The 12,047-nt window shown below is 73.2% G+C and carries 10 protein-coding genes; 5 read left to right on the top strand and 5 right to left on the bottom strand.

The window, feature by feature from the left end; genetic code table 11:
• Positions 1-57: 57 nt before the first annotated feature.
• Positions 58-822: an SDR family NAD(P)-dependent oxidoreductase gene (locus tag JOF36_RS11165; protein WP_210026625.1), complete on the top strand. Its 765-nt coding sequence runs from the start codon at positions 58-60 to the stop codon at positions 820-822.
• 33 nt (positions 823-855) lie between these two features.
• Here the strand turns inward: JOF36_RS11165 and JOF36_RS11160 are convergent, their stop codons facing one another.
• Positions 856-1,764: a TrmB family transcriptional regulator gene (locus JOF36_RS11160; protein WP_307862318.1), complete on the bottom strand. Its 909-nt coding sequence runs from the start codon at positions 1,762-1,764 to the stop codon at positions 856-858.
• A 52-nt stretch (positions 1,765-1,816) separates the two neighbouring features.
• Positions 1,817-2,608 (bottom strand): SDR family NAD(P)-dependent oxidoreductase, encoded by a 792-nt coding sequence (locus tag JOF36_RS11155; protein WP_210026623.1) that lies wholly within the window; start codon positions 2,606-2,608, stop codon positions 1,817-1,819.
• Positions 2,609-3,068: 460 nt separating this feature from the next.
• On the opposite strand from JOF36_RS11155, the gene JOF36_RS11150 reads away from it, so the two are divergent.
• The gene (locus JOF36_RS11150; RefSeq protein ID WP_210026622.1) at positions 3,069-5,378 is read left to right on the top strand and encodes a xanthine dehydrogenase family protein molybdopterin-binding subunit; all 2,310 of its coding nucleotides are present in this window, start codon (positions 3,069-3,071) and stop codon (positions 5,376-5,378) included.
• Positions 5,379-5,382: 4 nt separating this feature from the next.
• Entirely contained in the window at positions 5,383-5,841 is a 459-nt protein-coding gene (locus JOF36_RS11145; protein ID WP_210026621.1) for a (2Fe-2S)-binding protein, read from the top strand.
• Between the two features lie 45 nt (positions 5,842-5,886).
• Here JOF36_RS11145 and JOF36_RS11140 read toward each other — a convergent pair whose 3' ends face one another.
• From JOF36_RS11140 to JOF36_RS11130, 3 genes are read right to left on the bottom strand one after another with little or no spacing between them, the layout of a single operon-like run.
• The gene (locus JOF36_RS11140) at positions 5,887-6,900 is read right to left on the bottom strand and encodes a Gfo/Idh/MocA family protein (protein ID WP_210026620.1); all 1,014 of its coding nucleotides are present in this window, start codon (positions 6,898-6,900) and stop codon (positions 5,887-5,889) included.
• Complete coding sequence (locus JOF36_RS11135) at positions 6,897-7,913, bottom strand: LLM class flavin-dependent oxidoreductase (protein WP_210026619.1); 1,017 nt, start codon at positions 7,911-7,913, stop codon at positions 6,897-6,899. The genes JOF36_RS11140 and JOF36_RS11135 overlap by 4 nt, the downstream gene beginning before the upstream one ends.
• A 55-nt stretch (positions 7,914-7,968) precedes the next feature.
• Positions 7,969-9,438 (bottom strand): FAD-dependent oxidoreductase, encoded by a 1,470-nt coding sequence (locus JOF36_RS11130; RefSeq protein ID WP_307862317.1) that lies wholly within the window; start codon positions 9,436-9,438, stop codon positions 7,969-7,971.
• A gap of 259 nt (positions 9,439-9,697) precedes the next feature.
• Between JOF36_RS11130 and JOF36_RS11125 the strand changes: the two genes are divergently transcribed.
• Positions 9,698-11,059 carry a metal-dependent hydrolase family protein gene (locus JOF36_RS11125; RefSeq protein ID WP_210026617.1) on the top strand — a complete coding sequence of 454 codons (1,362 nt, stop codon included), beginning with the start codon at positions 9,698-9,700 and terminating at the stop codon, positions 11,057-11,059.
• The gene (locus tag JOF36_RS11120) at positions 11,052-12,044 is read left to right on the top strand and encodes an amidohydrolase family protein (RefSeq protein ID WP_210026615.1); all 993 of its coding nucleotides are present in this window, start codon (positions 11,052-11,054) and stop codon (positions 12,042-12,044) included. The genes JOF36_RS11125 and JOF36_RS11120 overlap by 8 nt, the downstream gene beginning before the upstream one ends.
• Positions 12,045-12,047: the final 3 nt, after the last annotated feature.

The raw sequence follows: 12,047 nt of genomic DNA, 5'->3' as shown, positions 1-12,047 counted from the left end.
CAGGTCGCCAGGTGAAGCCGCAGGCGAGCCGACCCCACCGACGAGAGGTCCGCACCGATGAGCCGTCCCCTCCAGAACGCCTCCGTACTCGTCACCGGCGCCGGGTCCGGGATCGGCGCGGCCGTGGCCCGCCGGCTCGCCGAGCACGGCGCCCTCGTGACCCTCGCCGGCCGGCGCGCCGACCGGGTCACCGCCGTCGCCGAGCAGGCGGGCCCGCTGGCGCACGCGGTACGGGCCGACGTGACCGATGCCGGGGGCCGGGCGGCCATGGTCGAGGCGGCGCTCGCGCACGGCGGCCGGCTCGACGCCGTCGTGCACGCGGCGGGGAACATGTACCGGGGTCAGCTCGAGGAGCTGACCGAGGAGGGCCTGACCGACGTCTTCGCCTCGAACACGATCGGCCCGATGCTGCTCACCGGGCTCGCCCTGCCGCACCTGCGCGCGACCGGCGGCGCCGTCGTGCTCTTCGGGTCGGTCCACACCCAGCGCGCCTTCCCGGGCGCGTCGCCCTACGCGGCGACCAAGGGGGCGCTCGAGACACTCACCGGCGTGCTCGCGGCGGAGCTCGGGCCGCAGGGCGTGCGGGTGAGCTGCATCCGGCCCGGCGGGGTGCTGACCGAGATCAACCAGCGGGCGGGCCTGATGGACGACAGCACGGCCGCCGAGCGCATGGAGGCGCTCGGCCCGGCGCACGCCCTGGGCAGGCCGGGCACGGTCGACGAGGTGGCCGAGGCCGTCGAGTACGTGCTCGGCGCCGAGTGGCACACCGGTGCCGTCCTCACGATCGACGGCGGCCTCGGGCTCGGCGTCACCCAGGCCTGAGCGGCGGCGCGGCCCGCGGATCGCCGGACGGCGTCAGGAGATCCGCGGCTCGCGGCGGCGACGACCGCGCACCGGGCGGGTCTGTTTGCCGCCGACCCCGATCCGCTTGAGCAGCGCCGCCGGGGCGCCGTGGTCGGAGCGGAAGCCGCGCAGCGTGGGGTCGGAGTTCCAGAAGGTGTCGAACTCGTCCGCGGTGGCGAACCGCTCGGCGATGAGGTGCAGCGCGATGTCGTGCCGCACGTACTCCACGGCGACCAGCACGACGGCCGGGTCGTCGGTGTAGGCACCCCAGCCCTCGGCCTCGACCGCGCCGCCGATGACCGCCTGGTCCCGGTCGGCGACGAGCACGAGGAGCCGGCAGCCCAGGTTCTCGAGCACGACCTCCGGTGCGGAGAACCGGTGGGTGAAGGTCCGGCCCACCGGGTCGTCGTCCTCGCCGAACACGACGGCGGTCACGTCGACCCCGGCGTCCTCGGCCTGGCGGATCACCGGCTTGAGGGCCTCGATCTCCTCCGGGAAGCCGGACACGAACAGGTCGGTGCGTGCGGCCGTCACGACGTCCTCGGCCCGGGCCAGCAGTGACGACCGGTCGGGCAGGTCGTGCATCATCCGCACGTGGGTCGGCGCGGCGAGGCGCGGCAGTGCCTCGCGCAGCGTGTCGATCGAGGCGTCGAACTCGCGCCCCAGCCGGTCCAGCAGGGCGGTCGGCGGCAGCGCGATGTAGCTGACGACGTCCTCACCGGTGCGGACCTCGTAGGCCGCCCCGCGGTTGGCCAGCTTGGAGATCGTCTCGTACACGGTGCTGCGGGGGACCCCGGAGCGCTTCGCGACCTCGTAACCGCTCAGCGGGCCGCCCGCGGCGACCAGCGCCGAGTAGGCCTTCGCCTCGTACCCCGTCATACCGAGGCGCTGCAACTCGTCGATGACCGTCTGTTGCGACACCCCGACATGTTCCCACCCGCCGGCGCGCGGCCGCCGGACGGCGCGCGACGGATCAGGAACCGGTTGGGCCATCGGTGCCCACCGAGTCGATCGACGCGGGCCGCGGGAGGTTCGCGAGGGTGGCCTTGGTCAGGCCGCCGTCGACCGTCACGCACTGACCGGTGATGTAGGACGCCTGCTCCGAGGCCAGGAACAGCACGGCCTCGGCGATGTCGTCGGAGGTCCCGAGCCGCTTGAGCGGCACCGCGCCCTCCCGGACCCGGCGGACCTCGGGATCGGCGTAGATGGCGTCGGACATGCCGGCGTCGATCAGACCGGGGGCGACCGTGTTGACCCGGATCCCCAGCGGGGCCCACTCCATCGCCTGCTGCTCGGACAGCCGGATGACACCTGCCTTCGACGCCGTGTAGCTCCCGGCGTGCGGGGCCGCCGCGACACCGTTGATCGAGGCGATGTTCACGACACTGCCCTGCCCGGCCGCCGCCATACGCCGCGCGACGGTGCGCGCGACGAGGAAGGTGCCGGTCAGGTTCACCCGCAGGGCGAGCTCCCAGTCGGCCAGCGACAGGTCCAGCAACGGGCCGAAACGCACCAGGCCCGCGCAGTTGACGAGCACGGCCGGGCTGGTGGGCAGGTCCGCGACGGCGGCCTCGACCGCCGCCTCGTCGGTCACGTCGCACGCCCGGGTCACGCAGCCGTCGCCGATGTCCGCCGCGAGCGCGTCGAGCCCCTCGCGGTTCAGGTCCCAGGCCGCGACCCGGTACCCGCGCTTGACCGCCGCGCCGGCGACCACCGCGCCGATACCGCTCCCCGCGCCCGTCACGACCGCCCACTTCTCGGCCACGAGTGCCTCCTCCACCTTCCGGCAACACGCGGCCGGAGATCGGCGTTCAGTTCCTGACTACGGTACGCCCGCCGTGGGGCATGGTCCATATCCGCGGCCGATACCGACCGTTCGTCGGGCGCCGTGCACCGCACGACGACAGAGCGGCACAGCCACCGGATCGAGTGACCGCCGAGTACGACCTGGAGGTCGCAGCCCCGGATGCCTCGCAGGCCGTGAGCCCGGACACAGCTCGTTCACTCGGTCGAGTGACCGCTGCGGCCGACTCGCGCCTGCCGTGCCACCGATGAGCAACCCTCTCGATGCGTCCGGCGTCGCTAGCTACTTGACGACGGTTCGAGATCACTGCGACTTTCCTCACAACGAGTGACGCCCCCGGACATCGTGGCCCGGCTGCGTTCGTGGTCGCGACGTCGTCACTCGGGCCGCGCCCGCTCCCACCCAGAGGAACAGCGACCAGATGACTCCACACGACCCACCGCCGACCGTCACCGCCGACCGGCCTCGCACGCTCGAGGTGAACATGGGTCGCCGGCGGTTCCTGACCTACCTGCTCGGCGTACCGGCCCTCGCCGTCGCCACCCGGATCACCTACGACTCCCTGGCAGCGGATCCGGCCGCCGCCGCACTCCCCTCCCCGCCCAGCGTCGAGGAGTTCTTCGACATCGGCGAGGCGCTCGTCGTCGCGTCCGCTCCGACGATGCCGCTGGTCACGCTGGAGATCGGCGAGGACGGCGTGGCCCGTCTGGACCTGCCCCGGATCGAGATGGGTCAGGGCATCACCACCTCGGTGGCGATGCTGATCGCCGAGGAGCTCGACGTGGCCCTGGAACGGGTGGTGGTGACCTGCGCCGATGCCCGGCCCGAGCTGCTGCTCAACCAGCTGACCGCCGGCTCCTCCACGCTGCGGGCCTTCTACCACCCGGTGCGGGCGCTGGCCGCGGCCGCGCGGGCGAGGATGCTCGCGGCGGCGGCCACGCAGTGGGGGGTGCCCACCTCCGAGCTCAGCACCTCCGGCGGCGCCGTGAACGCCGAGGACGGCCGGTCGACGGACTTCGGGGCACTGTCGCTCGCGGCCGCCGATCCCGCCCTGGAGGTCGGCGAGGTCCTCCCGAAACCGGTGTCCGACCACGAGATCGTGGGGACGCCCGTCCGCCGCGTCGACGGCTTCGACATCGTGACCGGCCGCAAGAAGTTCACGATGGACCTCGACGTGCCCGGCGCGCTGCCGACGATGGTCCGCCGGGCCCCGACCTGGAACGGCGAGTTCCGCTCGGTGGCGAACCGCGGCGACATCGAGGCGATGCCGGGCGTCGTCGCGGTCACCACGATCTCCAGCGGGGTCGCGGTCGTCGCCGAGACCTTCGAGCAGGCCCGGGCCGCGGTCTGCGCGGTCGACGCGACGTTCACCCCGGGGCCGGTCCCGGACGAGGACGACGAGTCCATCATGGAGAAGCTCCGGGCGACGTCGCTGCCCTTCGCCGCTCCGCCGCTCGGCGCGATCACCGTCGAGTCGACCTACGAGTGGCCGGCCGCGGCGCACGCCTTCCTGGAGACCGAGTGCGCGGTCGCCGACGTCCGGCCGGACGGTGCCGAGATCTGGAGCGGGTTCCAGGCCCCGATCGTCGCCCAGCAGAAGATCGCCGTCGAGCTCGGTCTGCCGCAGGACTCGGTGACGGCACACGTCGTTCCGTGCGGCGGCGCCTTCGGGCGGCGGGTCTTCTTCGACACGGCCATGGAAGCGGCGCTGATCTCGCAGCAGGTCGGGCGTCCGATCAAGCTCATGTGGCACCGCACCGACGACATGCGGCACGGCCGGTGCCGGCCCGCCAACGTCCAGCGGTTCCGGGCCACGATCGTCGCCGGCCAGGTGGCCACCCTGGAACAGCGGGTCACCGGTGTCTCCACCGACTTCCGGCACGGCCTCGGCGAGATCCTCTCCGCCACCGCCACCAGCCTCCCGGAGGGCGCCCACCAGGCCGTCGTCAACGACGCGTTCGGCCAGGCCGTCTTCCTGACGTTCATCTCGTCGCCCTACAACTTCGGTGTCTACGACAAGAAGCTGCTCGAGCTCCCGCTGGGCATCCCGACCAGCAGCTACCGCAGCGTCCCGAACCAGCCCGCGCGCGGCAGCGAGGAGATGTTCGTCGACGAGGTCGCCGAGCGGCTCGGTGTGGACCCGGTGGAGTTCCGCCGGTCCACGCTCAAGTCCGAACGGGCCCGCGCCGTGCTCGACACGGTGGCAGAGGCCGGTGACTGGGGCCGCCGCATGCCGAGCGGGCACGCGCAGGGCATCGGCGTGCACATCGAGAGCCGCGCCTACACCGCGGCGCTGGTCGAGCTCGACTGCCGTGACCCGCGGAACCCGCAGGTCACCAAGGCGGTGATGGCCGTCGACGTCGGCCGGGCGATCAACCCGCTCGGACTGGAGGCGCAGATGCAGGGCGGGCTCGCCGAGGCGATCTCGCTGACGCTGCGGGCCGGGCTGCACGTGGTCGACGGGCTGCCGCTGGAAGGCAGCTACAGCGAGTACCACTTCGCCCGGCAGAAGGACTTCCCGGACGACCTGGAGATCATCATCATGCCGCCGGTCGGCGAGCAGATCGGCGGTGCCGGTGAGGTCGGCATGGCCGCACCGACCGGTGCCATCGCGAACGCCTACGCCCGCGCGACCGGCACCCGGCCGCGCAGCTTCCCCATCAACCACCCGATCGACTTCGAGCCGATCCCGCCCGGCCTGCTCCCGCCGCCGGCCTTCCCCGAGGGATGACCCCATGCCCGTGTACGGATTCACCCTGAACGGCTCCGACGTCACGGTCGACGCACCGGAGGACCTGCCCCTGCTGTGGGCGCTGCGCGACAAGCTCGGCGTCACCGGCCCGAAGTACGGGTGCGGCATCGACGTCTGCAAGGCCTGCACCAGCCTGCTCGACGGCGAGGCCGTCCGCCCCTGCTCGGTGAAGGTGTCCACCGTGGAGGGCCGCGAGGTCACCACCATCGAGGGGCTCGCCGACGGCGACACCCTGCACCCCGTGCAGGAGGCATGGCTGGAGCAGGACGTCGCGCAGTGCGGGTACTGCCAGCCGGGCCAGATCATGGCGGCGGTCGACCTGCTCAAGCGCACCTCGTCACCGACCGACGAGGACATCCGGGCGATCGAGAACGTCTGCCGCTGCGGTACCTACTTCCGCATCCGTCAGGCGATCGAGAGCGCCGCGCAGAAGATGTCCTGAAGCTCGGGGTGGCGCCGTTCCGGCCCGGCGCCACCCCGTACCGGGTCAGGCCGCGGGACCGCACTCCACCGCCGCGGCGACCCGCAGCGCGGCCAGCCCGTCGTCGAACGTCGGGACGCCCGCGGTGTCCCCGCCGGCCAGCGCACGGGCCAGCGCCTCGAAGGCGCTCGCCGGCCCGCCGCTCGCCGGCACCAGCTCCCGCACCCCGTCGTCGCCGGACCGCGCTCCGCACAGCCGCACCGGGAAGTGACCGGTGTGCCCGTCGGCCTCGGCCCTGAGCACTCCCTCGGAGCCGTGCACCACCATCCGGAAACCGGCGCCGAGCGGCGCGACCCAGGAGGTGTGCACCGAGCACACCGCGCCGTCGGCGGTCCGTGCGGTCCAGGCCGCGGAGTCGGCGCTGTCGGCGGCGACCCGGCCGAGCCAGGCGGGCTCACGGGTCGCCGCGCTGCCCCGGACGTCGGTCAGCTCGCCGAACGTCCACCGCAGCAGGTCCGCGGTGTGCAGCCCGTGCACGCGCAGCGAGCTCGCCCCGTGCACCGCCTCGGCGCACCACCCCGACCCGGCGACCGCCGCCTCGGTCGTGAAGGTGGGGTAGAACGCGGTGACCGCCACGTTGTCGACCCGGCCGACGTAGCCGTCGCGCACCCGCCTGCGGAGCTCGGCCAGTCCGGGCTGGAAGCGCGACTGCATGTCGACGAACCCGCGGTCGCGCGCGGCCGTCGCGAGCTCCTCCCCCTCGGCGACCGTCGGGGCGAGCGGGGCCTCGCACAGCACCCGCTTCCCGGCGTCCAGCGCCGCACGGGCCATCTCGAGGTGCAGGCTGGGCCGGGTCACGATGTCGACCAGGTCGACGTCGGGGTCCGCGCAGAGCGCCTGGTAGCCCACATGGGCGCGGGGCACGCCGTGCCGGTCGGCCGCCGCCCGCGCCGTCTCCGGTCGCGCGGTGGCCAGGGCGACCAGCTCCACCAGTCCCTCGGCGGCGAGGGCCCGGTAGGCCGGCAGGTGCGTGACCTGCGCGTAGTTGACGCCGATCAGCCCGATCCGCAGTGCCGTCACGCCGGGACCGCCGGTGCGGCGAGGTGCGGCATGACCTCTCCCGCGAAGAGCTCCATGGCCTCCATGACGGCGGCGTGGTCCGGGCCGGTCGGGTACCGGAAGACCATCAGGAAGTCGTCGACGCCGGCGTCGTCGGAGAACCGGCGGATCGTCTCGACGCACTCGTCGGGGGTGCCGAAGACGAACCGGTCCCGGACGAACTCCTCGAGCGTGATCTCGGCGGACGAACCGACGCCGGGGAGGTCGGTGATCGCCCCGTAGTCGAAGAGCGTGCGCGCCATCGCCAGGGCGGTGTCGCCGAACTTCTCGAGTGCGGCCGCCCGGGAGGTGTAGGGCCAGCAGAAGCGGACCGCGGTGACGTGCGGGGTGCGACCGGCCGCCGTGGCCGCGGCGCGGTACCCGTCGGCCATCGCGGTCATCGTCGGCAACGACATCAGGGCGTTGGTGATCCAGCCGTCGCCCAACCGGCCGGCGCGGCGCAGCCCGCCCGGGGTCCAGGCCGCGAGGTGCAGCGGGATCCCCTCGGCGGCCACCGGTCGCGGGATCACGGCGACGTCGTCGAAGGAGTAGATGCTCCCGTCGAACGAGAAGCGCTCGGCGCCGTGGGCGGCCCGCAGGATCCGGACCGTCTCGTCGAACCGCTGGGCGCGGTCCTCCCAGCTCACCCCGACCGTCGAGTAGTCGACCGGCATGTAGCCCGCACCGAGTCCGAGCCAGGCCCGGCCGCCGGAGAGCTGGTCGAGCATCGCCGCGTCCTGGGCGAGCTCCACCGGGTTGTAGAGCGGTGCGATGGCGATCGCGGTGCCGACCCGCACGCGTTCGGTACGGGCGGCGATCGCGAACGAGAGCGGGATCGGGGAGCCGAAGTACTCGTCGGAGTACTTGTGCTCGGTGGTGAGCGCGGCCGCGAAACCGGACCGGTCCGCGACCTCGGCCTGCTCGAGGATCTCGGCGAGGACGTGGCGGGGCTCGCCGGTGACCAGGCCCTGGGTGAACAGCACTCCGACGGACACGATGTCTCCTCGGGAAGGCGGTGGCGGACGGCCGGGTGGTCGTCGCCGCGGGCGGTCAGCCCGGGGTGGCCGCGTCGAGCCGGCCGTCGAGGTGCACGAGGGCGACGCGGGTGCCGAGCATGGAGGGCATGCCGGCGTGGAGCACCGATCCGTGATCGGCCGCGTCGGTGTCACCGAGGGCGGCGGCCCGACCGGCCAGCCGGCCGAACGTCAGCGCGCCGCAGATGTGGATCCCCCCGAGATCCGAGACCGGGTTGAGGCCGCCGACGCAGTCGCCGACCGCGAACAGCCCCGGCAGGGTCCGCCCGAACACGTCGATCACCCGCTGCTCGGTCGTGGTGCGGAAGCCGCCGCAGCAGAAGTTGATGCCCTCGATCATCGGTACGGCCGTGAACGGGCCGGTCTCGCAGCGGCGGCGGCCCGGGGGCAGCACGACGCGGCCGAAGTCCGGGTCGGTGTCCGCCCCGCCGTCGAGGAAGGCGTTCCAGCGCTGCACCGTGCTCTCCAGCGCGGCCCCGGGGACGCCGATGAGCCCGGCGAGCGCGGCCAGGGTCGGAGCCTGCACCGCAGGCTCGGGCATCTGCCCGATCAGCGCCTCCTTCTCCCCCGCGACCGTGCTGTCGACGACGTACCAGGCCCGGCGCCCGGGTTCGGCACGCAGTCGTTCGACCCGTTCCTCGTACGGTCCGGCCTCGTCGTGGAAGCGCTCCCCCGCCGGGTTGACCGCGATCGCGTCCTCGACCACCGAGGAGGACACGATGACCAGCGGCGGCACCACGGTCATGTTCACGAGGTCACCGCCCACCGCCTGGCCCATCAGGTGGCCGTCGCCGCGGCAGCTGTCGATGCCCAGGTACGGCCCGCGGGCGGCGAAGCCGGGCTGGAACCGGCGCCGCAGATCCGGGTTGGCCTGGTAGCCACCGGTCGCGAGCACGACCGCGCGGCGTGCCTCGACCCGGACCTGCCCGCCGTCGGAGCTGCGGTGGGCGAGCACGCCGGTCACCCGGCCGTCCTCGACGACCAGCCGGTCCGCGACCGTGCCGTACCGGACGGTGACCTCGTCGCGCCGGAAGTCGGCGGTGTACGCACGCCCGAGCATCCAGCTGTCCTCGACCGCCGCCATCCGGTCGACCGAGTGCTGACGCGGTCGCGGGATGAAGCGGGTGAAGCGGACCCCGCGCTCGGTCAGGTCGTCGTAGGTACGGGCGCTCTCCCGGGCGAACAGCCGGACGAGGTCCTCGTCCCACTCGAGGCCGTAGCGGTCCGCCAGGAGCTCGGCCTGGGCACGCGCGTCCGCGACGAACCGCTCCTCGTCGTCGACGATGCCCTGCTCGGCCTGCATCGCGGACCCGACGAAGGCCAGGTACCCGGTGGACCAGACGGCGTTCCCGCCGATGTGTTCCTGCGCCTCGAGCACGACGACGGTCGCGCCGGCGTCCGCCGCGGCGGCGACGGCCGCCATGCCGCCCGGACCGGCGCCGAGAACCACCACGTCAGCCTGGAGCGTCTCCGCCGGTGCGGCCACGTCCCACCTCCTTGTGAGCCCGTGGACAACCTAGAGAGACGACCGGAGCGTGGTCAAGCTTCTCACTACTAACCGGCGCCGCTCGGTACGGCGCCCCGACGTCCCGCAGCCCGGCTGCGCGCCGGACCCGCCCCGCACGGATACCGGATACCCTGTTCAGAGCATCGAACAGCACGGCGCACGCGGCGGGGATCGAGTGCCCTGGCACCGGGTGCGGGTAGTAGCTAGGCTCTCCACTCACAAGCCGACAGGAGGTGTCATGGGCGACAGCATCCTCATCACGGGCGGGACGGTCATCGACGGCACCGGGGCCGCGCCCCGGCCCGACGAGCACGTCCTGCTCCGGGACGGCCGGATCCACTCGACGGGTGCGGCGGCGGTCTCCGAGGCGGCGGCGAACCCGCCGGACGAGCGGATCGACGCGACCGGCCGGACCGTGATGCCCGGCCTGATCGACGCACACACGCACCTCACGTTCGGCGAGCCGACCGGCAACGACGAGCTCTTCCACCACCGCACCGAGGCGTACAGCTCGATGCTGTCCGCCTACAACGCGCGCAAGGTCCTGCGCGCCGGGGTGACCAGCGTCCTCGACGCGGACTGCCTGTGGAACATCGGCGTCGAGCTGCGCGACGCCATCGACACCGGGATCGTGGAGGGCCCGCGCATGCGGGCCGGCGGCCAGGCGCTGATGACCATGCTCGGCGGCACCGCGGGCAGGATGATCGCCGACGAGGGCCGGACCGGCTACGCCACCGTGGTGCACAACCGGGACATGATGGTCAACGAGATCCGCCGCCAGATCAAGTACGGCGTCGACTGGATCAAGATCATGGTCACCGGGCTGATCCCGTCGATGAAGGGCCCCGAGGTCAAGGTCTGGAGCTTCGACGAGCTGCGGACCGTCTGCGACGCCGCGCACGAGCTCAACACGAAGGTCGTCGCGCACTGCCGCAACTCCGAGTCCACCCGCGACGCGGCCCGCGCCGGCGTCGACCTGATCTACCACGCGTCCTACATGGACGACGAGGCGCTGGAGGCGGTGCTCGAGTCGGGCGCGGCCCTGTGCCCCACGTTCACCTTGCTCGGCAACCTGGCCGACTACGGCGCGAAGATCGGTTCGGCGCCGGAGCTGCTCAAGGTGTTCCGCGCCGAGATCGAGGTGACCGCGGCCCAGATGCACAAGGCGCACCAGCAGGGGGTGCCGTTCCTGACCGGGTCGGAGACCGGGTTCGCGGTCACCCCCGTCGGCGAGTGGCACGCCCGTGAGCTGGAGATGTTCGTCGAGTACATGGGCATGAGCCCGATGGACGCGATCGTCGCCGCGACCCGCAACGGCGCGTTCGCCATGCGCATGGAGGGCGAGCTCGGCACGCTCGAGCCCGGCCGGATCGCCGACGTCCTGGTGGTCGACGGCGACCCGCTGGCCGACATCCGGATCCTGCAGGAGCGCGAGCGGATCGCCGAGGTGATCAAGCAGGGCCGCCGGATCGACCTGGTCACGCCGATCCCGGAGCGGACGATGCGCAGCAGCGACCAGGTCCGCATGCTCGCCTCGTGCCCGCTGACCCGGGGCCTCGCCCTCACCGAGGAGGATCTCGAACGGATGTCCCATGTCTGAGCCGCGCCCGCTGCTGGTCGATGTGCACGCGCACGCCGTCCTGGAGGTCACCGAGGGTGCGGCCGGCCCGGCCGGGCCCGAGCTCGGCACCACCGCGGACGGCACGCCGTTCTACCGGGTCGGCGACTACGTGCTGCGTGGCGTCCGGTACCGCGGCAGCCCGTTCATGGACGTCGACCGCCGGATCGCCGCGATGGACGAGACCGGGATCGACGTCCAGCTGCTCTCGCCCAACCCGCTGACCTACTTCGGGGAGCTGCCCGCCGCGGACGCGACCGCGTTCGCCAGGGTGCACAACGACGCGCTGGCCGCCGTGGCCGCGAAGCATCCGGGACGGCTGCTCGCCGCGGCGCAGCTGCCCGTCCAGGACGTGGCCGCCGCGGTGGCCGAGGCCCGGCGTGCCGTGCGCGACCTCGGGATGGTGGCGGTCTACATCGACACCGACCCGGCCGGGCGCACCCTCGACGACCCGGAGCTCGACCCGCTCTACGAGGCACTCGTCGAGCTCGACGTCCCGCTGTTCGTGCACCCGACACCGCTGGGCGCCGACGGTCCGCCGGACGACCCACGGCTCCGCCGGTTCGATCTCGACCTGCTGTTCGGGTTCGCCCGCGACGAGACGCTCGCCGTGGCCGCGCTGGTGTTCGGCGGCGTGCTGGAACGCCACCCGGGCCTCGACGTCTGCATCAGCCACGGCGGCGGGGCGGCGGCCTTCCTCGCCGCGCGGTTCGCCCGCGCCGTCCAGAAGCGCACGTGGGCGAGTCCGGCACTGCGCGAGCACGGCTTCGAGCACTACTACCGGCGGCTCTGGTTCGACACCCACGTGCACGACACGGGCGCGCTCGAGCTGCTCGTCGCGCACGCGGGGGCCGACCGGCTGGTCTTCGGGACCAACTTCGCCGGCTGGGACACCGGGGCGCACGACGTCCCCGAGGGGATCGACCTCGGCGGGAACGCCGCGCGACTGCTCCGGCTCCCGGCCTGAGCG

This window comes from Pseudonocardia parietis, from assembly GCF_017876315.1.
Lineage (GTDB): Bacteria > Actinomycetota > Actinomycetes > Mycobacteriales > Pseudonocardiaceae > Pseudonocardia > Pseudonocardia parietis.
This window is presented reverse-complemented; position numbering and strand designations above follow the sequence as displayed.